This is a genomic window from Pseudomonas sp. NPDC089392 (genome assembly GCF_044749595.1).
Classification (GTDB): domain Bacteria; phylum Pseudomonadota; class Gammaproteobacteria; order Pseudomonadales; family Pseudomonadaceae; genus Aquipseudomonas.
The window spans coordinates 1-25,794 of record NZ_JBIVIF010000066.1 but is presented as its reverse complement, the minus strand read 5'-3'; the positions used below and the strand labels follow the sequence as shown (position 1 = coordinate 25,794).

The 25,794-nt window shown below is 62.6% G+C and carries 23 protein-coding genes; 22 read left to right on the top strand and 1 reads right to left on the bottom strand.

Going from position 1 to position 25,794, the window contains the following annotated elements:
• From bamA to ispD, 14 genes are all read left to right on the top strand, one after another.
• Window positions 1–1,061, top strand: a 1,061-nt coding sequence (bamA, locus tag ACIP1G_RS30495) for an outer membrane protein assembly factor BamA (RefSeq protein ID WP_400743972.1), incomplete at its 5' end; no start/stop codon positions are given.
• 44 nt (window positions 1,062–1,105) lie between these two features.
• Window positions 1,106–1,609 carry an OmpH family outer membrane protein gene (locus ACIP1G_RS30490; protein WP_012270843.1) on the top strand — a complete coding sequence of 168 codons (504 nt, stop codon included), beginning with the start codon at window positions 1,106–1,108 and terminating at the stop codon, window positions 1,607–1,609.
• Window position 1,610: 1 nt separating this feature from the next.
• Window positions 1,611–2,666, top strand: a complete 1,056-nt coding sequence (gene lpxD, locus ACIP1G_RS30485; RefSeq protein ID WP_400743969.1) for a UDP-3-O-(3-hydroxymyristoyl)glucosamine N-acyltransferase — start codon at window positions 1,611–1,613, stop codon at window positions 2,664–2,666.
• Window positions 2,667–2,780: 114 nt separating this feature from the next.
• Window positions 2,781–3,221 carry a 3-hydroxyacyl-ACP dehydratase FabZ gene (fabZ, locus tag ACIP1G_RS30480; protein ID WP_008094893.1) on the top strand — a complete coding sequence of 147 codons (441 nt, stop codon included), beginning with the start codon at window positions 2,781–2,783 and terminating at the stop codon, window positions 3,219–3,221.
• On the top strand, window positions 3,218–3,994 hold the full coding sequence (gene lpxA, locus ACIP1G_RS30475) for an acyl-ACP--UDP-N-acetylglucosamine O-acyltransferase (RefSeq protein WP_400743967.1): 777 nt from the start codon (window positions 3,218–3,220) through the stop codon (window positions 3,992–3,994). Before fabZ ends, lpxA begins: the two co-directional genes overlap by 4 nt.
• Window position 3,995: 1 nt before the next feature.
• On the top strand, window positions 3,996–5,123 hold the full coding sequence (gene lpxB / locus ACIP1G_RS30470; protein ID WP_400743965.1) for a lipid-A-disaccharide synthase: 1,128 nt from the start codon (window positions 3,996–3,998) through the stop codon (window positions 5,121–5,123).
• A 1-nt stretch (window position 5,124) separates the two neighbouring features.
• Window positions 5,125–5,748 carry a ribonuclease HII gene (gene rnhB / locus ACIP1G_RS30465; RefSeq protein WP_400743963.1) on the top strand — a complete coding sequence of 208 codons (624 nt, stop codon included), beginning with the start codon at window positions 5,125–5,127 and terminating at the stop codon, window positions 5,746–5,748.
• A gap of 195 nt (window positions 5,749–5,943) precedes the next feature.
• A complete protein-coding gene (gene dnaE, locus ACIP1G_RS30460; RefSeq protein ID WP_400743960.1) occupies window positions 5,944–9,468 on the top strand; it encodes a DNA polymerase III subunit alpha in 3,525 nt (1,174 codons plus the stop codon).
• A gap of 106 nt (window positions 9,469–9,574) precedes the next feature.
• Entirely contained in the window at window positions 9,575–10,522 is a 948-nt protein-coding gene (locus tag ACIP1G_RS30455; protein WP_110746060.1) for an acetyl-CoA carboxylase carboxyltransferase subunit alpha, read from the top strand.
• A gap of 169 nt (window positions 10,523–10,691) precedes the next feature.
• The gene (gene tilS, locus ACIP1G_RS30450; RefSeq protein ID WP_400743957.1) at window positions 10,692–11,975 is read left to right on the top strand and encodes a tRNA lysidine(34) synthetase TilS; all 1,284 of its coding nucleotides are present in this window, start codon (window positions 10,692–10,694) and stop codon (window positions 11,973–11,975) included.
• 269 nt (window positions 11,976–12,244) lie between these two features.
• Window positions 12,245–13,873: a CTP synthase gene (locus tag ACIP1G_RS30445; RefSeq protein WP_400743954.1), complete on the top strand. Its 1,629-nt coding sequence runs from the start codon at window positions 12,245–12,247 to the stop codon at window positions 13,871–13,873.
• A 199-nt stretch (window positions 13,874–14,072) separates the two neighbouring features.
• Complete coding sequence (eno, locus tag ACIP1G_RS30440) at window positions 14,073–15,362, top strand: phosphopyruvate hydratase (RefSeq protein ID WP_400743952.1); 1,290 nt, start codon at window positions 14,073–14,075, stop codon at window positions 15,360–15,362.
• 168 nt (window positions 15,363–15,530) lie between these two features.
• Entirely contained in the window at window positions 15,531–15,812 is a 282-nt protein-coding gene (gene ftsB, locus ACIP1G_RS30435) for a cell division protein FtsB (protein ID WP_172219556.1), read from the top strand.
• Entirely contained in the window at window positions 15,809–16,516 is a 708-nt protein-coding gene (ispD, locus tag ACIP1G_RS30430) for a 2-C-methyl-D-erythritol 4-phosphate cytidylyltransferase (protein WP_400743949.1), read from the top strand. The genes ftsB and ispD overlap by 4 nt, the downstream gene beginning before the upstream one ends.
• Window positions 16,517–16,629: 113 nt before the next feature.
• Here the strand turns inward: ispD and ACIP1G_RS30425 are convergent, their stop codons facing one another.
• Window positions 16,630–17,526 carry a LysR substrate-binding domain-containing protein gene (locus tag ACIP1G_RS30425; RefSeq protein ID WP_400743946.1) on the bottom strand — a complete coding sequence of 299 codons (897 nt, stop codon included), beginning with the start codon at window positions 17,524–17,526 and terminating at the stop codon, window positions 16,630–16,632.
• 107 nt (window positions 17,527–17,633) lie between these two features.
• Here ACIP1G_RS30425 and ACIP1G_RS30420 point away from each other — a divergent pair, with 107 nt between their 5' ends.
• From ACIP1G_RS30420 to rpoS, 8 genes are all read left to right on the top strand, one after another.
• Window positions 17,634–18,746 carry an S-(hydroxymethyl)glutathione dehydrogenase/class III alcohol dehydrogenase gene (locus ACIP1G_RS30420; protein WP_016712915.1) on the top strand — a complete coding sequence of 371 codons (1,113 nt, stop codon included), beginning with the start codon at window positions 17,634–17,636 and terminating at the stop codon, window positions 18,744–18,746.
• A gap of 8 nt (window positions 18,747–18,754) precedes the next feature.
• On the top strand, window positions 18,755–19,609 hold the full coding sequence (gene fghA, locus ACIP1G_RS30415) for an S-formylglutathione hydrolase (RefSeq protein ID WP_400743944.1): 855 nt from the start codon (window positions 18,755–18,757) through the stop codon (window positions 19,607–19,609).
• Between the two features lie 370 nt (window positions 19,610–19,979).
• The gene (gene ispF, locus ACIP1G_RS30410) at window positions 19,980–20,453 is read left to right on the top strand and encodes a 2-C-methyl-D-erythritol 2,4-cyclodiphosphate synthase (protein WP_400743941.1); all 474 of its coding nucleotides are present in this window, start codon (window positions 19,980–19,982) and stop codon (window positions 20,451–20,453) included.
• A complete protein-coding gene (gene truD, locus ACIP1G_RS30405; RefSeq protein ID WP_400743940.1) occupies window positions 20,450–21,508 on the top strand; it encodes a tRNA pseudouridine(13) synthase TruD in 1,059 nt (352 codons plus the stop codon). Before ispF ends, truD begins: the two co-directional genes overlap by 4 nt.
• The gene (gene surE / locus ACIP1G_RS30400) at window positions 21,496–22,245 is read left to right on the top strand and encodes a 5'/3'-nucleotidase SurE (protein ID WP_400743937.1); all 750 of its coding nucleotides are present in this window, start codon (window positions 21,496–21,498) and stop codon (window positions 22,243–22,245) included. The genes truD and surE overlap by 13 nt, the downstream gene beginning before the upstream one ends.
• A 35-nt stretch (window positions 22,246–22,280) precedes the next feature.
• Entirely contained in the window at window positions 22,281–22,919 is a 639-nt protein-coding gene (locus ACIP1G_RS30395) for a protein-L-isoaspartate(D-aspartate) O-methyltransferase (RefSeq protein WP_400743974.1), read from the top strand.
• A gap of 222 nt (window positions 22,920–23,141) precedes the next feature.
• Window positions 23,142–24,005, top strand: a complete 864-nt coding sequence (locus ACIP1G_RS30390) for a peptidoglycan DD-metalloendopeptidase family protein (protein WP_400743936.1) — start codon at window positions 23,142–23,144, stop codon at window positions 24,003–24,005.
• Window positions 24,006–24,113: 108 nt separating this feature from the next.
• On the top strand, window positions 24,114–25,121 hold the full coding sequence (gene rpoS, locus ACIP1G_RS30385) for an RNA polymerase sigma factor RpoS (RefSeq protein WP_003252351.1): 1,008 nt from the start codon (window positions 24,114–24,116) through the stop codon (window positions 25,119–25,121).
• Window positions 25,122–25,794: the final 673 nt, after the last annotated feature.

The window sequence follows — 25,794 nt, the reverse complement described above, 5'->3', positions numbered from 1 at the left end:
CCGGCCTGATCCTGGGTGGTTCGATCAGCCAGACCAACTTCCTCGGTACCGGTAACAAGGTATCCATCGGCCTGACCCGTTCGGAATACCAGACCCGCTACAACTTCGGCTTCGTTGACCCCTACTTCACTGCCGACGGCGTCAGCCTGGGCTACAACGCCTTCTATCGCAGCACCGACTACGATGACCTCGACGTCGACGTGGCCAGCTATGCGGTGGACAGCTATGGTGCCGGCGTCAGCCTGGGCTACCCGATCAGCGAGACCTCGCGCCTGACCTATGGCCTGAGCGTTCAGCAGGACAAGATCAAGACCGGCAAGTACACCGTTGACGAGATTTTCGACTTCCTTGACCAGGAAGGCGACAACTTCCTGAACTTCAAGGCCTCGATCGGCTGGTCCGAGTCGACCCTGAACAAAGGCGTGCTGGCCACCCGTGGTCATTCGCAAAGCCTGACCCTGGAATCCACCATTCCAGGCAGCGACCTGTCGTTCTTCAAGCTGGACTACCGTGGCCAGCTGTTCAAGCCGATCACCAACGACTACACCCTGCGCCTGCACACCGAGCTGGGCTATGGTGATGGTTACGGCAGCACCTCCGGCCTGCCGTTCTACGAGAACTACTTCGCGGGTGGCTTCAACTCCGTCCGTGGCTTCAAGGACAGCAGCCTGGGCCCACGCAGTACCCCGAGCCGCGGTGAAGGCAACCCGGGTGGCAAGCCCGGCACCATCGCCGACCCGGACCAGGATCCGTTGCCGTTTGGTGGTAACGTGCTGGTGCAAGGCGGTGTCGAACTGCTGTTCCCGCTGCCGTTCGTCAAAGACCAGCGTTCGCTGCGCACCTCCGTGTTCTGGGACGTGGGTAACGTGTTCGACACCAATTGCGGCAACCAACCTGATTGCGAGAAGGTCGGCTTCTCGGGCATGGCCAGTTCGGTCGGCCTGGGCGTGACCTGGATTACTGCACTGGGCCCGTTGAGCTTCAGCCTGGCGATGCCGGTCAAGAAGCCGGACGATGCCGATACCCAGGTGTTCCAATTCTCTCTGGGCCAGACCTTCTAAGGTCGGCCCCTGCTTAATGACAACGGTTTATCCAGGAGTGCATCGTGCGTAAATTGGCTCAATTGGCCGTAGTGGCCGCGGCGCTGGTCGCCACCCCGGCTTTCGCCGAAATGAAGGTTGCCGTCCTGAACTATCAGATGGCCCTGCTCGAATCGGATGCCGCCAAGAAATACGCGGTTGATGCCGAGAAGAAGTTCGGCCCGCAGCTGACCAAGCTGAAAAGCCTGGAAAGCAGCGCCAAGGGCATCCAGGACCGCCTGATCAAGGGCGGCGACAAGATGCAGCAGCAGGAGCGTGAGCGCCTGGAGCTCGAGTTCAAGCAAAAGGCCCGTGACTTCCAGTTCCAGTCCAAGGAGCTGAACGAAGCCAAGGCCGTTGCCGATCGCGACATGCTCAAGCAGCTGAAGCCGAAGCTGGATGGCGCTGTCGAAGAAGTGATCAAGAAGGGTGGTTTCGACCTGGTCCTCGAGCGTGGCGCGGTCATCGATGTCAAGCCTCAGTACGACATCACCCGCCAAGTCATCGAGCGCATGAACCAAGCACGTTGATATGAGTGTGACCATGACGCTAGGCCAGCTGGCCGAGGCCCTCGGTGCCACCCTCAAGGGGCCCGAGGCGCTGCAGATTACCGGGCTGGCCACCTTGCAGGAGGCTGGCCCCGGCCAGCTGAGCTTCCTCGCCAACCCGCAGTACCGCAAATTCCTGGATAACAGCCAGGCGGCCGCGGTGCTTCTCAAGGCGGCGGATGCCGAAGGCTTTGCCGGCAATGCACTGATCGTTGCCGACCCGTACCTGGCCTATGCACGCATTTCCCACCTGTTCGACCCCAAACCCAAGGCTGTGGCGGGTATTCATCCCAGCGCCGTGGTGGCTGAGGACGCGCAGGTGGATGCCAGTGCCAGCATCGGGCCGTTCGCGGTCATTGAAAGCGGCGCACGCATCGCGGCCAATGTCAGCGTGGGTGCACACTGCGTGGTCGGCGCTCGTTGCGTGATCGGTGAAGGCGGTTGGCTGGCCCCACGGGTCACCCTGTACCATGACGTAACCATCGGCAAGCGCGTGGTCATCCAGTCGGGTGCCGTGATCGGCGGTGAAGGCTTCGGCTTTGCCAACGAGAAGGGCGTGTGGCGCAAGATTGCCCAGATCGGTGGCGTGACCATTGGTGATGACGTGGAAATCGGCGTCAATACTGCCGTCGACCGTGGCGCGCTGTCCGACACGCGGATCGGCGACGGGGTCAAACTCGACAACCAGATCCAGATCGCCCACAACGTGCAGATCGGTGACCACACCGCCATGGCCGCTTGCGTGGGCATCTCCGGCAGTACACGCATCGGCAAGCATTGCATGCTGGCCGGCGGTGTGGGCCTGGTGGGGCACATTGATATTTGCGATAACGTATTTGTTTCCGGGATGACCATGGTAACCCGTTCGATCACCGAACCCGGTTCCTATTCATCCGGCACAGCCATGCAGCCTTTGGCTGACTGGCGCAAGAGCGCCGCGCGTATCCGCCACCTGGACGACATGGCCAAGCGTCTCCAGCAGCTGGAAAAACGCGTCGATACCGTGACCTCAGGTGGCCAACCGGCATCAGAAGGCTGATACCATTCCCTGAGCAAGAGTGATCAGTCGCTAGCTGGCTCCTCTTTGGATTGCAAAAGGAGCGTGTGGTCAGCACCTGCGCTCCCTATTCTTATTACAGGCTTCCCCCCCGAAATGATGGACATCAACGAGATTCGCGAATACCTGCCTCACCGTTACCCGTTCCTGCTGGTGGACCGTGTGACGGACCTGGACTTCGAGGCCCAGAGCATTCGTGCCTACAAGAATGTCAGCATCAACGAGCCGTTCTTCAATGGCCATTTCCCGGCGCACCCGATCATGCCGGGCGTCCTGATCATCGAAGCCATGGCCCAGGCGGCCGGGATCCTTGGTTTCAAGATGCTCGACGCCAAGCCGGCCGATGGCACCCTGTACTACTTCGTCGGTTCCGACAAACTGCGTTTCCGTCAGCCGGTGCTGCCGGGTGACCAGCTGGTTCTGGAAGCCAAGTTCCTCAGCCGCAAGAGTATGATCTGGAAATTCGAGTGCCGTGCCCTGGTCGACGGCAAGCCGGTTTGCTCGGCACAGATCACCTGCGCGGAACGCTCCCTATGAATTTGATTGATCCACGGGCCATTATCGACCCGTCGGCCAAGCTGGCCGATGGTGTCGAGGTCGGCCCTTGGTCGATTGTTGGCCCTGATGTAGAAATCGGGGAGGGCACCGTTATCGGCCCGCATGTTGTGCTAAAAGGGCCGACCCGCATCGGCAAGCACAACCGTATCTTTCAGTTTTCCTCGATCGGCGAAGACACCCCGGACCTCAAGTACAAGGGTGAGCCGACGCGCCTGGTAATCGGCGACCACAATGTGATCCGCGAAGGGGTGACCATTCACCGCGGTACCGTCCAGGACCGTTCGGAAACCACCTTGGGCGACCACAACCTGATCATGGCCTATGCCCACATCGGTCATGACAGTGTCATCGGCAGCCACTGCATCCTGGTCAACAACACGGCCTTGGCCGGCCATGTGCACGTCGGTGACTGGGCGATCCTGTCCGGCTATACCCTGGTGCACCAGTACTGCCATATCGGCGCTCACGCGTTTTCCGGCATGGGCACGGCCATCGGCAAGGACGTCCCGGCGTTCGTTACCGTGTTCGGCAGCCCCGCCGAAGCCCGCAGCATGAACTTCGAGGGCATGCGCCGTCGGGGTTTCAGCGACGAGGTTATCCATGTGCTGCGCCGTTGCTACAAGATTGTCTATCGCCAGGGCCTGACCGTTGAAGACGCGCTCAAGGAACTGGCCGAACCGGCCGCGAAGCACCCTGAGGTCGAGCTGTTCCGTCAGTCGATCGTGAACTCCGCCCGCGGCATCACCCGCTGACATGGCTCAGCTTTGCGTAGCCTTGGTCGCAGGTGAGGCCAGCGGCGATATTCTCGGTTCAGGCTTGATGCGCGCCCTCAAGGCGCGCCACCCCGACGTACGTTTTATCGGCGTTGGCGGCCCCCTGATGGAAGCCGAAGGCCTGCAATCGTACTTCCCCATGGAGCGCCTGGCCGTCATGGGCCTGGTCGAAGTGCTGGGGCGCCTGCGCGAGTTGCTCAAGCGCCGCAAGTTGCTGATCCAGACCCTGGTCGACGAAAAGCCGGACGTGTTCATCGGCATCGACGCCCCTGACTTCACCCTCAACATCGAACTGAAACTGCGCCAGGCCGGGATCAAGACCGTGCACTACGTCAGCCCGTCGGTCTGGGCCTGGCGGCAGAAGCGTGTGCTCAAGATCCGCGAAGGCTGCGACCTGATGCTAACGCTGCTGCCGTTCGAGGCGCGCTTCTATGAAGAGCAGGGCGTGCCAGTGCGTTTTGTTGGCCACCCGCTAGCCGATACCATCCCGCTCCAGGCCGACCGCCCGGCGGCGCGTGCCGCGCTGGGCCTTGGCGAGGGGCCGGTGGTGGCGCTGATGCCGGGCAGCCGGGGTGGCGAAGTAGGGCGCCTGGGTGCGTTGTTCCTCGATGCCGCCGAACGCCTGCGTGAGCGGGTGCCGGGCGTGCGTTTTGTGTTGCCTTGCGCCAACGCCGCACGGCGCGCCCAGGTCGAGCAGATGCTTGAAGGGCGCCAACTGCCGCTGACCCTGCTCGACGGCCAGTCGCACCAGGCCCTGGCGGCCTGTGATGCGGTACTGATCGCCTCGGGCACAGCCACCCTTGAAGCGCTGTTGTACAAGCGGCCAATGGTAGTGGCTTACCGCCTGGCACCGCTGACCTACTGGATCCTCAAGCGCCTGGTGAAGAGCCCTTACGTGTCGTTGCCGAACCTGCTGGCCCAGCGCGAGCTGGTGCCCGAGTTGCTGCAGGACGACGCCACCAGTGAAGCCTTGGCCAACACCCTGGCGCCGCTGGTACGCGATGGCAGCCAGCAGACCGAACGTTTCGACGAAATTCACCGCACCCTGCGCCGTGACGCCTCCAACCAGGCGTCCGAGGCGGTACTGGCCTTGCTCAAGGACCGCTGACATGCAAATTGGACTGGACTTCAACCTGGTCGAAGACCTGGTCGCCGGCGTCGACGAAGTGGGCCGTGGCCCGCTGTGCGGCGCGGTGGTAACAGCGGCGGTGATCCTGGACCCGGCGCGGCCGATCCTCGGCCTGAACGATTCGAAAAAGCTCACCGAAGCCAAGCGCGAGGCGTTGTTCGACGAAATCTGCGAAAAGGCCCTGAGCTTTTGCATCGCCCGTGCCGAGGTCGAGGAAATCGACCGGCTGAACATCCTGCAGGCCACGATGCTGGCGATGCAGCGTGCGGTGGAAGGCCTGCACGTCACGCCGAAGCTGGCCCTGATCGACGGTAACCGTTGCCCGAAGCTGGCTGTGCCAGCGGCGCCGGTTGTCAAAGGGGATAGCCAGGTGCCGGCCATTGCAGCCGCTTCGATCCTGGCCAAGGTGACCCGTGACCGCGAGATGAGCGCCTTCGAGCTGATCTACCCGGGGTATGGCATGGGTGGGCACAAGGGTTACCCGACGCCGGTGCACCTTGAGGCCCTGGCGCGGCTTGGGCCCACGCCCATTCATCGGCGTTCCTTCGCCCCGGTGCGGGCGGCCTGGGAAGCGCGTGAAGGCGTCACCGATTCCCTGATCTGAGCTATGGGGCCATTCCTGCAGGCGTTACGCGATCCCCTGTAGGAGCGGCTTTAGCCGCGAACACCGGCGTAGCCGGTGCCATCCACCGCGGTGCCTGGTTCGCGGGTAAACCCGCTCCTACAAGCAGCCCCAAATCCCATCCCCAATTGAGCTACAATCCCGCCCTTGTCGTTCAGCATTGCTACAGGATCTTCCATGTCGGTTCCCTTCGTTCACCTGCGCGTCCACTCCGAATTCTCGCTGGTTGACGGCCTGGTGCGGATCAAACCGCTGGCCAAGGCGCTGGCGGGGCTGAACATGCCGGCGGTGGCGATCACCGACCAGAGCAACATGTGCTCGTTGGTAAAGTTCTACAAGACCGCCATGGGCGCCGGCATCAAGCCGATCTGCGGCGCCGACCTGTGGTTGGCGGGTACCGACCCGGAAGCACCGCTGTCGCGTATCTGCTTCCTGGCCATGGACCCCCAGGGCTACCGCAACCTCACCGAGCTGATCTCGCGCGGCTGGACCGACGGCCAGCGCAACGGCCTGGTCATCCTCCAGCGTGAATGGATCGCACCCGCCAGCGAGGGCCTGATTGCCCTGTCTGCGGGCAAGGAAGGCGACATCGGCATGGCCTTGCTGAGCGGCCGCGACGATGAGGCCGAAGCGCTGCTGCAAGACTGGATGGGCATGTTCCCTGAGCGCTTTTACGTCGAAGTGCAGCGCACCAACCGTGCCCGCGACGAAGAATACGTGCACGCTGCAGTGGCCCTGGCCGACAAATTCGGGGCCCCGTTGGTGGCCACCAACGACGTGCGTTTCGTCAAGCAATCCGACTTCGACGCCCACGAAACCCGTGTGTGCATCGGTGAAGGCTGGACCCTCGACGACCCGCGCCGCCCGCGTGGCTACAGCGACCAGCAGTACCTGAAGTCGGCCGAGGAAATGGCCGAGTTGTTCAGCGACCTGCCCGACGCCATCGCCAACACTGTCGAAATCGCCAAGCGCTGCAACATCCAGGTACAGCTGGGCAAATACTTCCTGCCCGACTTCCCCACGCCCAACGGCATGGGCATCGACGACTACCTGCGGCATGTCTCCCACGAAGGCCTGGAAGAGCGCCTGGCGGTGTTGTGGCCGAAAGACACCACACCCAATTACGAAGAGAAGCGCCAGGTTTACCTGGACCGCCTGAAGTTCGAGCTGGATATCATCATCCAGATGGGCTTCCCCGGTTACTTCCTGATCGTTATGGACTTCATCAAGTGGGCCAAGAACAACGACGTGCCGGTTGGCCCGGGGCGGGGTTCGGGTGCCGGCTCGCTGGTGGCCTACGTACTGAAGATCACCGACCTCGACCCGCTGGCCTACGACCTGCTGTTCGAGCGCTTCCTCAACCCTGAACGTGTTTCCATGCCCGACTTCGACGTCGACTTCTGCATGGACGGCCGTGACCGGGTCATCGACTACGTGGCCGAGGCTTATGGCCGCAACGCGGTAAGCCAGATCATCACCTTCGGTACCATGGCCGCCAAGGCCGTGGTGCGTGACGTGGCGCGGGTGCAGGGCAAGTCCTACGGCCTGGCCGACCGCCTGTCGAAGATGATCCCGTTCGAAGTGGGCATGACCCTGGAGAAGGCCTACGAGCAGGAAGAGATCCTGCGCGACTTCCTCAAGAGCGATGAGGACGGCCGCGAAATCTGGGACATGGCCCTGAAGCTGGAAGGCGTCACCCGCGGTACCGGCAAGCACGCCGGTGGTGTGGTAATCGCCCCGACCAAGCTTACCGACTTTTCGCCGATTGCCTGTGACGAAGAGGGCGGCGGCCTGGTAACCCAGTTCGACAAGGACGACGTCGAGGCCGCCGGCCTGGTCAAGTTCGACTTCCTCGGCCTGCGTACCTTGACCATCATCAAGTGGGCGATGGAGATCATTAACCGCGAGCAGGCCAAGAAAGACCTGCCCGATCTCAACATCGACTTCATCCCGCTGGACGACCGCAAGACCTACGAGCTGCTGCAGAAGGCCGAAACCACGGCGGTGTTCCAGCTTGAATCGCGCGGCATGAAGGAGCTGATCAAGAAGCTCAAGCCAGACTGCCTGGAAGACCTTATCGCACTGGTGGCACTGTTCCGCCCAGGCCCGCTGCAGTCCGGCATGGTGGACGACTTCATCAACCGCAAACACGGCCGCGCCGAGCTGGCCTACCCGCACGCGGACTACCAGTACGAAGGCCTCAAGCCGGTACTGGCACCGACCTACGGTATCATCCTGTACCAGGAACAGGTGATGCAGATTGCCCAGGTCATGGCCGGCTATACCCTCGGCGGCGCCGACATGCTGCGCCGGGCGATGGGTAAGAAAAAGCCCGAGGAGATGGCCAAGCAGCGCGGTGGTTTCATCGAAGGTTGCGTGGCCAACAATATCGATGCGGATCTGGCCGGTAACATCTTCGACCTGGTAGAGAAGTTCGCCGGTTACGGCTTCAACAAATCCCACTCCGCCGCCTATGGCCTGGTGTCGTACCAGACCGCCTGGCTGAAAACCCACTACCCGGCGCCGTTCATGGCAGCGGTACTGTCGGCGGACATGCACAACACCGACAAGGTGGTGGTGCTGGTCGAGGAAGTGCGCAGCATGAAGCTGCGCCTCGACGCGCCGGACGTGAACTTCTCCGACTTCAAGTTCACCGTGAACAACGACGGGCGCATCGTCTACGGCCTGGGCGCGATCAAGGGTGTCGGCGAAGGCCCGGTTGAGGCGATTGTCGAGGCCCGCGCCCAGGGTGGCCCGTTCAAGGACCTGTTCGACTTCTGTGAGCGCATCGACCTCAAGCGGGTCAACAAGCGTACCCTCGACGCGTTGATCCGCAGCGGTGCGCTGGACCGCCTGGGCCCGCACTTCCATGACGAGATCAAGGCCTACCAGGCCAACATCGACGTGAACCGCGCCACCTTGCTCTCGGCGCTGGGCGAGGCCGTGAAGGCCGCCGAGCAGGCCGCCCACACCGCGGACAGTGGCCACGTCGACCTGTTCGGCAGTATGTTCGATGAAGCGGATGTCGATGTTTATGCCAACCACCGCAAGGTGCGCGAGCTGACCCTGAAAGAACGCCTGAAGGGCGAGAAGGACACCCTGGGCCTGTACCTGACCGGCCACCCGATCGACGAGTACGAGACCGAGATCCGCCGCTTCGCCCGCCAGCGCATCATCGACCTCAAGCCATCGCGCGAAACCCAGACCATCGCCGGGATGATCATTGCCCTGCGGGTGATGAAGAACAAGAAGGGCGACAAGATGGGCTTCGTCACCCTGGATGACCGCTCCGGGCGCATTGAGGCATCGCTGTTTGCCGACGCCTACATTGCGGCACAGTCCTTGCTGCAGAACGATGCCATGGTGGTGGTCGAAGGCGAGGTCAGCAATGATGACTTCTCCGGTGGCTTGCGCCTGCGGGTCAAGCAAGTAATGACCATGGAAGACGCGCGCACCAAGCTGGCCGAGAGCCTGCGCCTGAAGGTGGCACACGAGGCACTGAAGGGCGACCGGCTGAAGTGGCTGGGCGAGTTGATTACCCGCCATCGCGGCGCTTGCCCGATCACCCTGGAATACACCGGCAGCGACGCCAAGGCCATGTTGCAGTTCGGCGAGCAGTGGGCGATCGACCCTGCCGATGGGCTGATTCAGGCACTGCGTGACCAGTTCGGGCGTGAGAACGTCTTCCTGCAATATCGTTGAACCGAAAAAAATTTAATCTCGACCTGAATGCGCCTGATCCCTTAAGGTAGGGCGCCAAACGGATCAACCGGCCGGCCGCCTGGCCGTAGACCCAAGACGGATGACTATGAACCCGAATTTTCTCGATTTCGAACAGCCGATTGCCGACCTGCAAGCCAAAATCGAAGGCCTGCGCCTGGTGGGCAACGACAACTCGCTGAACATCAGCGATGAAATTGCCCGTCTGCAAGACAAGAGCAGCACCCTGACCGAAAGCATCTTCGGCAACCTGACCAGCTGGCAGATCGCCCGCCTGGCCCGTCATCCGCGTCGTCCTTACACCTTGGACTACCTGGAGCACATCTTCACCGAGTTCGAAGAACTGCACGGTGACCGCCATTTCTCCGACGACGCCGCCATCGTGGGTGGTACTGCGCGCCTGGATGGCAAGCCGGTCATGGTCATCGGCCACCAGAAGGGCCGCGAAGTACGTGAAAAGGTACGCCGCAACTTCGGCATGCCGCGCCCGGAAGGCTACCGCAAGGCCTGCCGCCTGATGGAAATGGCCGAGCGCTTCAAGATGCCGATCCTGACCTTCATCGACACCCCGGGTGCCTACCCGGGTATCGACGCCGAAGAGCGCAACCAGAGCGAGGCCATCGCCTGGAACCTGCGCGTGATGGCGCGCCTGAAAACCCCGATCATTGCCACCGTGATCGGTGAGGGTGGTTCCGGCGGTGCACTGGCGATTGGTGTATGCGACCAGCTGAACATGCTGCAGTACTCCACCTACTCGGTGATCTCGCCGGAAGGTTGCGCCTCGATCCTGTGGAAGACCGCCGACAAGGCAGCTGACGCAGCTGAGGCCATGGGCATCACCGCCGAGCGCCTGAAGAGCCTGAACATCGTCGACAAGGTCATCCAGGAGCCGCTGGGCGGCGCCCACCGTGATCCGGCCAAAATGTCGGAAAGCATCCGCGCCGACCTGGTGCAGCAGCTGGACATGCTCGGCAAGTTCGACAACGACGCGCTGCTGGCCCGTCGCTACGAGCGCCTGATGAGCTACGGCCTCTGATTGTGATTGGCCCCGGGGGCCGCTTTGCGGCCCTTGTGGGAGCGGGTTTACCCGCGAAGAAGGCGACACGGTGCATGGCACCGGCTTCGCCGGTGTTCGCGGCGGTTCGACGCCTCGATGAACCCGCTCCCACAGGGGGCTTGGTTTTCTCAAGCCAAGTGAGGAACAGATGATCAACCTCACCCCCTGGCTCAACGCCCCCGCCTGGTACATCGCCTTCTCCGGCGGCCTCGACTCCACCGTCCTCCTGCACTTGCTGGCTGACTACGCCCGCCACCACACAGCCCCTGCGCTGCGCGCCATCCACATCCACCACGGCCTGCAGCCTGCCGCCGACGCCTGGCCTGCCCACTGCCAAGCCATCTGCGATAACCTCGGCATCGAACTACAGGTCATTCACGTCCAGGTCAGCCCCGGCGCCAGCCTTGAGCAGGCCGCCCGCGACGCCCGCTATGCCGCCTTCAAACAAACCCTCGGCCCAGGCGACATCCTGTTCACCGGCCAGCACCGCGACGACCAGGCCGAAACCCTGCTGTTTCGTCTGCTACGTGGCGCCGGCCTGCGTGGCCTGGCGGCGATGCCTGGGCAGCGGGTGCTAGGGCAGGGCAGCCTGGTCAGGCCATTGCTGGCTTGTTCCCGCCAGCAGCTGCAGGACTACGGCGCGGCCCATGGTTTGGCCTGGATCGAAGACCCGTCAAACGCTGACACACAGTTCGCCCGTAACTACCTGCGCGGTGAAGTGTTCCCCCAATTGCAGCAACGGTGGCCGCAGGCCAGCCAGAACCTCGCCCGTGCCGCAGGGCACCTGGGCGAGGCGCTGGGATTGCTGGACGAAGTGGCCCAAGGCGACCTGGCGCTCGCGGGGGAGGGGGCGCCGGTGGCTTGGCCTGGGCTGGATTCCCTTGGCCTGGCCACGCTCGCGGCCCTGTCGCCGGCCCGTCAGCGCAATGCCCTGCAATACTGGCTGAGCCAGCGCACCCGTTTGCCCGACAGCCGGCACTGGGCCGGCTGGGCAGACCTGCGTGATGCCGCCGCCGATGCCCAGCCGGTCTGGCGGCTTGCCGATGGGCTACTGCTGCGCAGTCACGGGCGTATCTGGTGGTTGAGTGGCGACTGGCTGCAGCCGCCCGCTGGTCAGCTGGCCTGGGTCGATACAACTCTGCCTTTGCAGCTGCCTGGTAACGGCACCGTGCGTCTTGTTGGCGCAGCACCGCTGGACGGGCTGCGCATTGCCTACCGCCTGGGCGGCGAAGTTGTCGAGCTTGCCGGCCGTGGCCGGCGCGACCTGAAGCGCCTGCTCAACGAGCAGCAGGTGCCGCATTTCCTGCGTTCGCGCCTGCCGTTGCTGTACCACGGCGAGCGCCTGCTGGCGGTGGCCAACCTGCCCGGGCTGGTACAGGCGGATTGCCAGTTGAATTGGCAGTTACCGACGAACGCGCAAGGTTTGAGCTGAAGGGTACATTCCGGTAGACTACCCTCCCTTCTTGATACAACTTCTGTGGGTTCCGCGAAAACACAGCAGTTGCCGATTACCAAGCAGTTTTTTGCTGGGCTGATTCTGGAAATGACGAGCGAGCTCCATGCCGGGGATATCCCTGGTTTGTACAGACGCGGCAGTTTTTCGAGATGCACTGTGATTGACGCAGGTGATCGGGGGCTTCGGCCTTCCTTCGCTTTCTCCGGCGGCGCTGGCCGCCTTAACGCAGACTTCTAGGGTTTTTCATGACGCGCTACATATTCGTCACGGGCGGTGTTGTTTCTTCATTGGGGAAAGGCATTGCCTCGGCTTCCCTGGCGGCCATCCTGGAAGCGCGGGGCCTGAAGGTCACCATGCTCAAGCTGGATCCGTACATCAACGTCGATCCGGGCACCATGAGCCCGTTCCAGCACGGTGAAGTATTCGTCACCCAGGATGGCGCCGAGACCGACCTCGACCTGGGCCACTACGAGCGGTTCATCCGCACCACCATGACCCAGAACAACAACTTCACCACCGGCCGCATCTACGAGCACGTGCTGCGTAAAGAGCGTCGTGGTGATTACCTGGGCGCGACCATCCAGGTCATCCCGCACATCACCGACGAAATCAAGCGTCGCATCATCAAGGGCGCCGGCGATGCCGACGTTGCCCTGGTGGAAATCGGCGGTACCGTGGGTGACATCGAGTCGCAGCCGTTCCTCGAGGCCATCCGCCAGTTGCGCGTCGAAGTGGGCTCCAAGCGCGCCATGCTGATGCACCTGACCCTGGTCCCGTACATCGCCACCGCTGGCGAAACCAAGACCAAGCCGACCCAGCACTCGGTCAAGGAGCTGCGCTCCATCGGCCTGCAGCCTGACGTGCTGATCTGCCGCTCCGACCACCCGGTCGATGCCTCGTCGCGTCGCAAGATCGCGCTGTTCACCAACGTTGAAGAGCGTGCGGTGATTTCGCTGGAAGACGTCGACACCATCTACAAGATCCCGGGCGTGCTGCACGCACAGGGCCTGGACGACTTCGTCGTCGAGCGTTTCGGCCTGCAGTGCAATGGCGCCGACCTGTCCGAGTGGGACAAAGTGGTCGATGCCAAGCTCAACCCGGAGCACGAAGTGACCATCGCCATGGTCGGCAAGTACATGGAGCTGCTGGATGCGTACAAGTCGCTGATCGAAGCGATGAGTCACGCCGGCATCACCAACCGCACCAAGGTCAACCTGCGCTACATCGACTCGGAAGACATCGAGAACCAGGGCACCAGCCTGCTCGAAGGTGCCGATGCCATCCTGGTACCGGGCGGTTTCGGCCTGCGTGGCGTGGAAGGCAAGATCACTGCGGTGCAATACGCCCGTGAGAACAAGGTGCCGTACCTGGGTATCTGCCTGGGCATGCAGGTGGCCGTGATCGAGTTCGCCCGTAACGTGATGGGCTGGAAAGACGCCAACTCCACCGAGTTCGACCGCAACAGCGGCCACCCGGTTGTTGGCCTGATCACCGAATGGGCTGATGCCACCGGTGCCGTCGAGACCCGCAACGAGGCTTCCGACCTGGGCGGCACCATGCGCCTGGGCGCACAGGACTGCCAGCTGGCTGCCGGTTCCAAGGTGCACGACTGCTACGGCAAGGACGTGATCACCGAGCGTCACCGTCACCGCTACGAAGTGAACAACAACCTGCTGCCGCAGCTGGTCGACGGCGGCCTGGTGGTTTCCGGCCGTTCCGAAGACGGCGCGCTGGTCGAAGTGGTCGAGTCCAAGGACCACCCATGGTTCGTTGCCTGCCAGTTCCACCCGGAGTTCACTTCCACCCCGCGTGACGGCCACCCGCTGTTCAGCGGCTTCGTCAAGGCGGCTCTGGCCCAGAAGAACAAGGCCTGATTTTTCAGGTCTTTGTTGAGTTTTCCGACGGTTAAGGCCGCGCAAGGCTCATTTCTCGGGTAAAGTACGCCCCGATCTACCCCTGACCGTTCGGTCAGGGGTTGCTTTTGCCAGGCCTGCCTGCCGCATCCCCGCCTGGTGAAAGGCAAGAATTCCCTAAAGCTGCGTTGTTTTCGTCAATTCTGGAGTGCTTACAACAATGGCAAAAATCGTCGACATCAAAGGTCGTGAAGTTCTCGATTCGCGTGGCAACCCCACCGTGGAAGCCGATGTACTGCTCGACAACGGCATCATCGGCAGTGCTTGCGCGCCGTCCGGTGCTTCCACTGGCTCGCGCGAAGCGCTGGAGCTGCGTGATGGCGACAAGAGCCGTTACCTGGGCAAGGGCGTGCTGAAGGCCGTCGCCAACATCAACGGCCCGATCCGTGACCTGCTGCTGGGCAAGGACCCTGCCGACCAGAAGGCCCTGGACCGCGCCATGATCGAACTGGACGGTACCGAGAACAAGGCCAAGCTGGGCGCCAACGCCATCCTGGCTGTTTCCCTGGCTGCCGCCAAGGCTGCTGCCCAGGACCAGGACCTGCCGCTGTACGCGCACATCGCCAACCTGAACGGCACCCCAGGCCAGTACTCGATGCCGGTTCCGATGATGAACATCATCAACGGTGGCGAGCACGCCGACAACAACGTCGACATCCAGGAGTTCATGGTTCAGCCAGTTGGCGCCAAGACCTTCTCCGACGGCCTGCGCATGGGTACTGAAATCTTCCACCACCTCAAAGCCGTGCTGAAGGCCCGTGGCCTGAACACTGCCGTAGGTGACGAAGGTGGCTTCGCCCCTAACCTGGCTTCCAACGAAGACGCCCTGGCTGCCATCGCCGAAGCCGTCGAAAAAGCCGGCTACAAGCTGGGCACCGACGTAACCCTGGCCCTGGACTGCGCGGCTTCCGAATTCTACGAAGACGGCAAGTACAACCTGTCCGGCGAAGGCAAGTCGTTCGACGCCGAAGGCTTCGCTGACTACCTGAAAGGCCTGACCGAGCGCTTCCCGATCATCTCGATCGAAGACGGCCTGGACGAGTCCGACTGGGCTGGCTGGAAAATCCTCACCGACAAGATCGGTGAAAAGGTGCAGCTGGTAGGTGACGACCTGTTCGTGACCAACACCAAGATCCTCAAGGAAGGCATCGAGAAGGGCATCGGTAACTCGATCCTGATCAAGTTCAACCAGATCGGCTCGCTGACCGAAACCCTGGAAGCCATCCAGATGGCCAAGGCTGCCGGCTACACCGCAGTGATCTCGCACCGTTCCGGTGAAACCGAAGACTCGACCATTGCCGACCTGGCCGTGGGTACTGCTGCTGGTCAGATCAAGACCGGTTCGCTGTGCCGCTCCGACCGCGTTTCCAAGTACAACCAGCTGCTGCGCATCGAAGAGCAACTGGGTGCCAAAGCGGTTTACCGTGGTCGTGCCGAGTTTCGCGGCTAAGCAAGAGATGGTAAAAAGACAGCAGCCGGAGTTGTAGGAACGTTCGTACTGAACTTTCCTACATTCCAACGGGTTTCTGTCTACGAAGCCTGGCCTCGGCCAGGCTTCGTGCTATTCGAGGCCCCGAAGTAAAAAGTACGCGGCAGCCTTTTTAACCTGGATAACGTGATGCGCAGTCCCTATTGGTTGTTCCTCGTTCTGCTCCTGCTGTTGGGTGGCCTGCAGTACCGCCTTTGGGTGGGCAACGGCAGCCTGGCGCAAGTGACCGAGCTTCAGCAGCAGATAGCCGAGCAGCATGCCGAGAACGAGCGCCTGCTCGAGCGTAATCGCGTGCTCGATGCCGAAGTGCTGGAGTTGAAAAAAGGCATGGAGACCGTTGAAGAGCGGGCTCGCCACGAATTGGGAATGGTCAAAGAGGGCGAAACCCTCTTCCAGTTGCCACAAAAATGATCGATACCTTACCGGCCTTCTGGGCCGTGATTCCTGCTGCGGGCGTTGGTGCCCGCATGGCTGCCGACCGCCCCAAGCAATACCTGGAGCTGGCCGGGCAGACCCTTCTCGAGCACAGCCTCGACTGTTTTCTTGGCCACCCCGCGCTCAAGGGCGTGGTGGTCAGCATTGCCGAAGATGACCCGTACTGGCCCAACCTGCGCTGCGCCAGCGACCCGCGTATCCAGCGCGCGGCGGGCGGGCGCGAGCGTGCCGATTCGGTGCTCAATGCCCTGCTGTTGCTGCATGCCCAGGGGGCTGAGGACAGTGACTGGGTGTTGGTGCACGATGCTGCACGGCCGAACCTGGCGCGTAGCGACCTGGACAAGCTGTTGGCGGAGTTGGCCGATGACCCCGTGGGTGGCCTGCTGGCGGTGCCGGCGCGCGATACCCTCAAGCGTGCCGATGGCAACGGCCGGGTGAGCGCTACTGTGGACCGCAGTACCATCTGGCAGGCCTATACGCCGCAGATGTTCCGCCTGGGGGCCTTGCATCGGGCGCTGGCCGAGTGCCTGGTTTCGGATGTGGTGGTGACCGATGAAGCCTCTGCCATCGAATGGTCCGGCCAGGCGCCTCGGCTGGTCGAAGGGCGCAGTGACAACATCAAGGTGACCCGGCCGGAAGACCTGGAGTGGTTGCGCCAGCGCTGGGCCGGGCGCCGCTGAATCGCTTACTCCTGTACTGGCCTCTTCGCGGGTAAACCCGCTCCTACATGGGGCGCGGTTTCATGTAGGAGCGGGTTCACCCGCGAATAGGCCGGAACAGGCAACGCACCTCTTCAGCCCAACCGATACTCTGGCAACCCCGCCAACCCTTCTTTCAGGTAATCCACCAGGCGCCGCACTTTCGGCGACAAATGCCGCTGCTGCGGATACAGCGCCCAAACCGCCGTATTCGGCGGCTGGTGCCCCTCCAGCAGCGACACCAGCGCGCCACTGTTCAGGTGCTCCAGCACGTAATAGTCCGGCAACTGGCACAAACCCATCCCTTGCAGCGCTGCATCCAGCACCGCCTGCCCGCTGTTGCAGCGCCAGTTGCCCTGCACCCGCTGGCTGATCTCGCGGCCATCCTGCAGCAACGCCCACAAATCCGAACTACCCACCAGGCAGTTGTGCCGCGCCAGTTCCGACAGGCTGTGCGGCCGGCCATAACGCTCCAGGTAGGCCGGCGAGGCGCACAGGTACATGCGCCGCGGTGCCAGGCGAGTGGCCACCAGCCGCGAATCGGCCAGCCGGCCCAGGCGGATGGCCAGGTCCATCCCTTCATGCAACAGGTCCAAGGTGTGGTTGCTCAGTTCCACATCCACCCTCAACTGCGGGTACAGCGCCATGAACCGCGTCACCAGCGGCACGATGAAGCGTTCGCCATAGGCCACTGCGCAGGTCATGCGCAGCAGCCCCTTGGGTTCGCTGGCCAGGTCGCCCATGGCCCGCAGGGCCTCCTCGCGGCCATCCTGCAGGCGCTGGCAGTGCTGCAGGAAGGTCTGGCCGGCCTCGCTCAGGGTCACCCGGCGGGTACTGCGGTACAGCAGGCGCGTCTGCAGGCGCTCTTCCAGTCGAGCGATCTGCCGGCTGATGTGCGACGAGGATACCCCCAGGCGCTCGGCGGCCGCCGTGAACTGGCCCGATTCGGCCACGGCGACGAACTCGTCGATACCTTCCCAGCGGCTGCTCATGGATTATCCCTGTGTGGCAATAATGTTTTGTCTTTGGCCGGATTATTCATCAAAAGGCGGTGAATTACACTGCTAGTCTGAATCGACCCTCTGTCTGGAGACCCTTGATGATCAAGTCCCGTGCTGCCGTAGCCTTTGAGGCCAAGAAACCCCTGGAAATCGTCGAAGTCGACGTGGCCATGCCCAAGGCGGGTGAAGTGCTGCTGCGCGTGGTCGCCAGCGGTGTCTGCCACACCGACGCCTACACCCTGTCCGGTGCCGACCCGGAGGGTATCTTCCCGTCGATCCTCGGCCACGAAGGCGGTGCGATCGTTGAAGCGGTAGGCGAGGGCGTGACCTCGGTGGCCGTCGGCGATCACGTGATCCCGCTGTACACCCCGGAATGCGGCAAGTGCAAGTTCTGCCTCTCGGGCAAGACCAACCTGTGCCAGGCCATCCGTGCCACCCAGGGCAAGGGCCTGATGCCGGACGGCACCACGCGCTTCTCCTACAAGGGCCAGCAGCTGTTCCACTACATGGGTACCTCGACCTTCTCCGAGTACACCGTGCTGCCAGAAATTTCCGTGGCCAAGATCCAGAAAGAAGCGCCGCTGGAGAAGGTTTGCCTGCTGGGCTGTGGCGTTACCACCGGTATCGGTGCGGTGCTCAACACCGCCAAGGTCAAGCCGGGTGACACCGTGGCTATCTTCGGCCTCGGCGGCATCGGCCTGTCGGCAGTGATCGGTGCTGTCAAGGCCAAGGCCTCGCGCATCATCGCCATCGACATCAACCCGGCCAAATTCGAAATCGCTCGCCAACTGGGCGCCACCGACTGCATCAACCCGAAAGACTACGACCGCCCGATCCAGGAAGTGATCGTCGACCTCACCGACGGTGGCGTGGACTTCTCCTTCGAGTGCATCGGCAACGTGCAACTGATGCGCGCCGCCCTGGAATGCTGCCACAAGGGCTGGGGTGAGTCGGTGATCATCGGTGTCGCCGGTGCTGGCCAGGAAATCGCCACCCGTCCGTTCCAGCTGGTTACCGGCCGCGTATGGCGTGGCTCGGCATTCGGCGGCGTGCGTGGTCGCAGCGAGCTGCCAAGCTACGTGGAAATGTCCGAGAAGGGCGAGATTCCGCTGGATACCTTCATCACCCACACCATGGGCCTGGAAGACATCAACAAGGCCTTCGACCTGATGCATGAAGGCAAGAGCATTCGCAGCGTGATCCACTTCTGAGGTACGCCATGAGCCTGGATAACATCTCCTGCCAGAAGAGCTTCGGCGGCTGGCACAAGCGTTACCGGCATCAGTCCAAGGTGCTGGGTTGCGACATGGTGTTCGCCGTTTACCTGCCGCCGCAGGCCGAACAGGGTGAGAAGCTGCCGGTGCTGTACTGGCTCAGCGGCCTCACCTGCACCGATGAGAACTTCATGCAGAAGGCCGGCGCCCAGCGCCTGGCTGCCGAACTGGGGTTGATCATCGTCGCGCCGGATACCAGCCCGCGTGGCGAGCAGGTGCCGGGTGACCCTGACGGCGCCTGGGACTTCGGCTTGGGTGCTGGCTTCTACCTCAATGCCACCCAGCAGCCCTGGGCCAAGCATTACCGCATGCACGACTATGTGGTGGAGGAGTTGCCGGCGCTGATCGAGGCGCACTTCCCGGCGTCGGCCGAGCGCAGCATCAGTGGCCATTCCATGGGTGGGCATGGCGCGCTGGTGTGCGCCCTGCGCAACCCGGGGCGCTACCGCTCGGTGTCGGCTTTCTCGCCGATCAGCAACCCGATGGACTGCCCGTGGGGCGAGAAGGCCTTCAGCCGTTACCTGGGGGAAGACCGTGCCCGCTGGCGCGAGTGGGATGCCAGCGTGCTGCTGGCCGAGACCCCGGCCGGCGAGTGCCCGCCGTTGCTGGTTGACCAGGGCGACCGTGACGACTTCCTCGAGAAGCAGCTCAAGCCCGAAGCGCTGGAGCAGGCCGCACGCAAAGGCGGGCATGAACTGACCCTGCGCCTGCAGCCTGGCTATGACCACAGCTACTACTTCATTGCCAGCTTCATCGAAGAGCACCTGCGCCATCATGCTGTGGCGCTGGGGCGGGTGTAGGGCTTAGCATTTTCGGTGTCTGTGAGATCGAGCGCCGCCCCCGCGGCGCTTCGCGGGGCAAGTCGGATCGCCGCACCGCCGCTCCCACTGTCTGTTTCGGGCCAGTCAATCCTGTGAGGGGACCGCTGTCCGCCTTGTTTGTACGACTCGATATCGAGCCGTACGCCAAGGGGCGCGCGAGCCTGTCACAGGAGTGACTGGCCCGAAACAGATGTGGGAGCGGCGGTGCGGCGATCCGACTTGTCCCGCGAAGCGCCGCGCGGGCGGCGCTCGATCTCCCAGGCGCAGATAATGCTGCGGCAATCACCTCCAGCCCCAATGCCTCAAAAGCAGGTAGAATCACGCCCTGACAAATTCAGGGCGTTTTCTTATGCGTATTGGCCACGGCTACGATGTGCACCGTTTTTGCGACGGTGATTTCATTACCTTGGGCGGGGTGCGTATCCCGCACAAATTCGGCCTGCTGGCCCATTCCGACGGCGATGTGCTGCTGCACGCCCTGAGCGATGCTTTGCTTGGCGCGGCAGCGCTGGGTGACATCGGCAAGCATTTCCCCGACACCGACCCAAAGTTCAAGGGTGCCGACAGCCGCGTGCTGCTGCGCCATGTGGTCGGCATCGTCCAGGCCAAGGGCTGGAAGGTAGGCAACGTCGACGCCACCATCGTCGCCCAGGCGCCGAAAATGGCCCCGCACATCGAAACCATGCGCCAGCTGATCGCCGAAGACCTGCAGGTCGAGCTCGACCAGGTCAACGTCAAGGCTACTACCACCGAAAAACTGGGCTTCTGTGGCCGTGAGGAGGGTATCGCCGTGCATTCGGTCGCCCTGCTGCTGCCAGCATGACCGAACTGGAACTGCTGGGCCCGCGCGCATCGGGCGAACCACTGGGCACCGCCATACTCAAGGCGGTGGCCGAAGACTTCCAGGTCGACGAAGTGCTGGATATCCCGCTGTCGGGCCAGGGCGAGCACCTGTGGCTGTGGGTCGAGAAGCGCGACCTGAATACCGAGGAAGCCGCGCGCCGCCTGGCCCGCGCTGCCGGCGTGCCGGTGCGTAGCATCAGTTATGCCGGCCTCAAGGACCGCCAGGCGCTGACTCGCCAGTGGTTCAGCCTGCACCTGCCAGGCAAGGCCGACCCGGACCTGTCGCGTGCCGAGGATGCCACCTTGCGTGTGCTCAAGCAGGTGCGCCACCAGCGCAAGCTGCAACGTGGCGCGCATTCGGCCAACGGCTTCACCCTGCGCCTGACTGCCCTGGCTGCCGACCACCAGGCGCTGGATGCGCGCCTGCAGCAACTCAAGCAACAAGGTGTGCCCAACTATTTCGGCACCCAGCGCTTCGGCCACGGCGGCGGCAACGTCCACGACGCCCTTGACTGGGCCGCGCGCAAGGCGTTGCCCGAACAGCGTAATGTGCGTTCGCGGCTGCTTTCGGCCGGGCGCAGTTACCTGTTCAATCAACTGCTGGCGGCACGTGTCGTCGAAGGTAGCTGGAATCGGGCCCAGGTTGGCGACCTGCTGGCGTTCACCGATAGCCGTAGCTTCTTCCCGGCGGGGGAGGCGGAATGCGCCGACCCACGCCTGGCGATTCTCGACCTGCATCCGACCGGCCCAATGTGGGGCGAGGGCGATTCGCCCGCTGGCGGTACCGCCGCGCAGCTGGAAAACGCTGTGGGTGGCCGCCTGCCGGCACTTTGCCAGTGGTTGGCCCAAGCGGGTATGGATCACGAACGGCGCATTCTGCGGCTCCCTATTGGCGGCCTGACGTGGCATTATCCCGAGCCTGATATCCTGCAACTGGAATTCGTCCTGCCGGCCGGATGCTTCGCCACCGTGGTGGTGCGCGAAGTCGTGGATCTGGTGTCGGCAGGGCAGACGGACAGCCCATGCGTATTCTGATTTCTAATGACGACGGTGTTACCGCACCGGGCATCGCCGCGCTGCACGCTGCGCTGGCAGATTATGCCGAATGTGCGGTAATCGCACCGGAGCAAGACAAGAGCGGCGCCAGCAGTTCGCTGACGCTGGACCGGCCACTGCACCCGCAGACCCTGGCCAATGGCTTCATCAGCCTCAACGGCACGCCGACCGACTGCGTGCACCTGGGGCTCAATGGGCTGTTGCCGCACACGCCGGACATGGTCGTGTCGGGGATCAACCTGGGTGCCAACCTGGGTGACGACGTGCTGTACTCGGGTACGGTCGCTGCAGCGCTGGAAGGCCGTTTCCTCGGGGGTACGTCGCTGGCGTTTTCGCTGTTGTCACGCCAGCCAGACAACCTGCCGACCGCGGCTTACATCGCCCGCCGCCTGGTCGAGGCACAGTCGCGCCTGGCGCTGCCGCCACGCACCGTACTCAACGTCAATATCCCCAATTTGCCGCTGGAGCACATTCGTGGCATCCAGCTCACCCGCCTCGGTCACCGGGCGCGGGCGGCGGCACCGACCAAGGTGGTCAACCCGCGCGGCAAGGAAGGCTACTGGATCGCTGTGGCCGGTGATGCCGAGGACGGCGGCCCGGGCACTGACTTCCACGCGGTAATGCAAGGCTACGTATCGATCACCCCGCTGCAGTTCGACCGCACCTTCAATGATGCCTTCGAGCAGCTAGACGGTTGGCTGGAGGGCCTGCTCTGATGCGTGAGGACGATATGCTGCGGCGTGGCATTGGCATGACTTCCCAGCGCACCCGGGAACGGCTGATCCAGCGCCTGAGCGAAGAGGGCGTTTCCAACACCAAGGTGCTCGACGTAATCCGTCGTACGCCACGCCACCTGTTCGTCGACGAGGCTTTGGCGCACCGCGCCTATGAAGACACTGCGCTGCCGATCGGTCACAACCAGACCATCTCGCAACCATTCATGGTTGCCCACATGAGCGAGCTGTTGCTGGAGGCCGGGCCGCTGGACAAGGTGCTGGAAATTGGCACCGGCTCGGGTTACCAGACGGCGATCCTGGCCCAGTTGGTGGAGCGGGTGTTCTCGGTGGAGCGCATCAAGGTGCTGCAGGACCGGGCCAAGGAGCGCCTGGTGGAACTGAACCTGCGCAACGTGGTGTTCCGCTGGGGGGACGGTTGTGAGGGCTGGCCGGCGCTGGCGCCGTACAACGGTATCATCGTTACCGCTGTGGCGCCGGAAGTGCCGCAGGCACTGCTGGACCAACTGGCGCCCGGTGGCCGCATGGTGATCCCGGTGGGGCCGGCCGGCGAAACACAGCAACTGATGCTGATCGTGCGCGAGGAGCATGGGTTCTCCCGTCACGTGCTGGGGGCCGTGCGTTTCGTACCGCTGCTCAACGGGCCGCTGGCTTAAGCTGCACGGGTTTGAGTCGCGCGATATTTTTGCGCCAGCAGCGAATTCTTGCCGCAACGCCCTGTCTATCTGGCGGGGCGATACGCTGGCCCATAGCTTGCAACAGCCATTTGCACATGCCTTTGCATCGGCCCTGCCAATGTGAGCGGGCTTGGTTATAATTGCAACAATATTGCATTTCTTGTCTTCATATCGTTTTTCGGCACCATGAGGGGAGCGCGGGTGGGTCGCACAGTCATTCGGCAGCGCAAGGACGGGTCGGGTTTCAAGCTTCTGGTGATTGCACTGGCCATGGGCACGCTACTGGTGGGTTGCTCGAGCACCAGCAGCACCAGCAGCAGCGCGCGGGTGGTCGACCGCAATAACACCGTGCCCAAGCGCCCGGCGGTGACGTCCGGGCAGTACATCGTCAAGCCTGGTGACACGCTGTTCTCCATCGCCTTCCGCTATGGCTGGGACTACAAGGAGCTGGCTGCCCGCAACGGCATCGCGGCGCCCTATACCATTCGCCCAGGGCAAGCGATTCGTTTCAGCAGCGGCTCTACCAGCAGCACCACGGTGGTGTCCAGCCCGTCCTCGTCGAGCAAGACCACGGTCATCCGGCGGCCTGTGGGCAGCACTGCCACTGCACCTGTCAGCACCAGCAAACCGGCCACGCCAGCGTCTTCCAGCAGCGCCCCGGTGGCCGCCACCGTGCCCGCTGCGGAGCGCGCAGTAGGCGGCTGGACCTGGCCTGCCAATGGCGTATTGATTGGAAAATTTGCTTCAAACGGTAGTTTGAATAAAGGCATTGATATCGCCGGTGATTTGGGACAGCCTGTTTTTGCTGCGTCTGATGGTGCGGTGGTTTACGCCGGGAGTGGTTTAAGGGGCTACGGCGAGCTGATCATCATCAAGCACAGCGATACCTACGTCAGTGCCTACGGTCATAACCGCAGGCTGTTGGTTCGGGAGGGGCAGCAGGTCAAGGCAGGGCAGTCGATTGCTGAAATGGGGTCCACGGGCGCTGATCGGGTGAAGCTGCATTTCGAGATTCGCCGCCAGGGCAAACCCGTCGATCCACTCCAGTTCCTGCCAAGTCGTTGACCGTTGTACCCGGCCTGTTCCTGCGATGTAGAGGGGACAGGCTCAAGCGCTGCCAGGGATCAAGGTGCCGCTCGAGTCTGAGTTCGAACTCAGCAAAGGACTATAACAATGGCTCTCAGCAAAGAAGTGCCGGAGTTTGACATCGACGACGACGTGCTCCTGATGGAGACGGGGATCGTTTTGGAAACGGATGTGGTGTCAGACGAACCTGCTGTATCTTCGGTTCGGACCCGGGCGAAGTCGGGCTCTTCGCTCAAGCAACACAAGTACATCGATTACAGCCGGGCGCTCGATGCCACCCAGCTGTATCTCAACGAGATCGGATTCTCGCCGCTGCTTTCGCCGGAAGAGGAAGTGCATTTTGCGCGCCTGTCGCAAAAGGGCGACCCTGCCGGCCGCAAGCGCATGATCGAAAGCAACCTGCGCCTGGTTGTGAAAATTGCCCGTCGTTACGTGAACCGCGGCCTGTCGCTGCTCGACCTGATCGAAGAGGGCAACCTGGGGTTGATCCGTGCGGTCGAGAAGTTCGACCCGGAGCGTGGTTTCCGTTTTTCGACCTATGCGACCTGGTGGATTCGCCAGACCATCGAACGGGCGATCATGAACCAGACCCGTACCATTCGCCTGCCGATTCACGTGGTCAAGGAACTGAACGTCTACCTGCGCGCCGCACGCGAGCTGACCCAGAAGCTCGACCACGAACCTTCGCCGGAGGAGATCGCCACGTTGCTGGAGAAGCCGGTCGCCGAGGTCAAGCGTATGCTCGGGCTGAACGAACGGGTGTCTTCGGTGGATGTGTCGCTTGGCCCGGACTCGGACAAGACCCTGCTCGATACCCTGACCGACGACCGCCCGACCGACCCGTGCGAACTGCTACAGGATGACGACCTGTCGCAGAGCATCGACCAGTGGCTGGGCGAGTTGACGGACAAACAGCGTGAAGTGGTGGTGCGCCGCTTTGGCCTGCGCGGGCATGAAAGCAGCACCCTGGAAGATGTAGGCCTGGAGATCGGCCTGACCCGCGAGCGGGTGCGGCAGATCCAGGTGGAGGGGCTCAAGCGTTTGCGTGAGATCCTTGAGAAGAACGGCCTGTCCAGCGAGTCGTTGTTCCAGTAACAAAGGCCAGTAGTGCAAAACGCCCCGATAACCTCGGGGCGTTTTTGTTTGTGGCGAAAAAGGTGGGGCTTCGAGATTGTTGGGGGCGCTTTGCGCCCCATTCGCAGCACAAGGCTGCTCCTACAGGCGGGGTGCGGTTCTTTGTAGGAGCAGCCTTGTGCTGCGAATGGGCTGCAAAGCAGCCCCAAAGTCTGCCCGGCAAAACACATATCGATTATGTACCGCGCTACCCCAGTAACATCGCGTGTAAGCCTTTGCTTACTTGTTTTGTAAGCTATCTATGCAACCTTCAGTAAATCAATGTCGCTTCCCGCTCCTGCGTTTTCCCAAGTCATTGAAAACACGAACTTATTTGGCTGTGAGGAAATGTGTCCCCCGCAATACCTTGAGAGGTTTGCGGGTTGCCCGCCCGGCCCAACCCGCTAGTATTCGAACTGTGCACAGGGACATGCACAGGCTTTCAGGACGAAGGCTAGGGACATCGCAAGAAGCGATTTCATCAGGATGATGTTTGGGACAAGCAGGGACTACGGAAAAAATGTGGGCGGGTCAAACCGCCCCTTTTTTTTGCCTGCAGAATGTCTAGTCCTGAAATAGGTTTACACCTGTTCAGGTAGGCCGGTAGGCCTCAAAACGCCCGGTGCACCGCATCGGGCGTTTTGTTTTTCAGGGC

What these genes read in the sequence shown, in the direction of transcription:
- ACIP1G_RS30455 (WP_110746060.1), top strand. Translation starts at nt 9,575, where the DNA reads ATGAACCCGAATTTTCTCGATTTCGAACAGCCGATTGCCGACCTGCAA.
- lpxD (WP_400743969.1), top strand. Translation starts at nt 1,611, where the DNA reads ATGAGTGTGACCATGACGCTAGGCCAGCTGGCCGAGGCCCTCGGTGCC.
- tilS (WP_400743957.1), top strand. Translation starts at nt 10,692, where the DNA reads ATGATCAACCTCACCCCCTGGCTCAACGCCCCCGCCTGGTACATCGCC.
- ACIP1G_RS30395 (WP_400743974.1), top strand. Translation starts at nt 22,281, where the DNA reads ATGACTTCCCAGCGCACCCGGGAACGGCTGATCCAGCGCCTGAGCGAA.
- lpxB (WP_400743965.1), top strand. Translation starts at nt 3,996, where the DNA reads ATGGCTCAGCTTTGCGTAGCCTTGGTCGCAGGTGAGGCCAGCGGCGAT.
- eno (WP_400743952.1), top strand. Translation starts at nt 14,073, where the DNA reads ATGGCAAAAATCGTCGACATCAAAGGTCGTGAAGTTCTCGATTCGCGT.
- ispF (WP_400743941.1), top strand. Translation starts at nt 19,980, where the DNA reads ATGCGTATTGGCCACGGCTACGATGTGCACCGTTTTTGCGACGGTGAT.
- ACIP1G_RS30420 (WP_016712915.1), top strand. Translation starts at nt 17,634, where the DNA reads ATGATCAAGTCCCGTGCTGCCGTAGCCTTTGAGGCCAAGAAACCCCTG.
- ftsB (WP_172219556.1), top strand. Translation starts at nt 15,531, where the DNA reads ATGCGCAGTCCCTATTGGTTGTTCCTCGTTCTGCTCCTGCTGTTGGGT.
- lpxA (WP_400743967.1), top strand. Translation starts at nt 3,218, where the DNA reads ATGAATTTGATTGATCCACGGGCCATTATCGACCCGTCGGCCAAGCTG.
- fabZ (WP_008094893.1), top strand. Translation starts at nt 2,781, where the DNA reads ATGATGGACATCAACGAGATTCGCGAATACCTGCCTCACCGTTACCCG.
- rnhB (WP_400743963.1), top strand. Translation starts at nt 5,125, where the DNA reads ATGCAAATTGGACTGGACTTCAACCTGGTCGAAGACCTGGTCGCCGGC.
- ACIP1G_RS30425 (WP_400743946.1), bottom strand. Translation starts at nt 17,526, where the DNA reads ATGAGCAGCCGCTGGGAAGGTATCGACGAGTTCGTCGCCGTGGCCGAA.
- ACIP1G_RS30445 (WP_400743954.1), top strand. Translation starts at nt 12,245, where the DNA reads ATGACGCGCTACATATTCGTCACGGGCGGTGTTGTTTCTTCATTGGGG.
- truD (WP_400743940.1), top strand. Translation starts at nt 20,450, where the DNA reads ATGACCGAACTGGAACTGCTGGGCCCGCGCGCATCGGGCGAACCACTG.
- dnaE (WP_400743960.1), top strand. Translation starts at nt 5,944, where the DNA reads ATGTCGGTTCCCTTCGTTCACCTGCGCGTCCACTCCGAATTCTCGCTG.
- rpoS (WP_003252351.1), top strand. Translation starts at nt 24,114, where the DNA reads ATGGCTCTCAGCAAAGAAGTGCCGGAGTTTGACATCGACGACGACGTG.
- fghA (WP_400743944.1), top strand. Translation starts at nt 18,755, where the DNA reads ATGAGCCTGGATAACATCTCCTGCCAGAAGAGCTTCGGCGGCTGGCAC.
- surE (WP_400743937.1), top strand. Translation starts at nt 21,496, where the DNA reads ATGCGTATTCTGATTTCTAATGACGACGGTGTTACCGCACCGGGCATC.
- ispD (WP_400743949.1), top strand. Translation starts at nt 15,809, where the DNA reads ATGATCGATACCTTACCGGCCTTCTGGGCCGTGATTCCTGCTGCGGGC.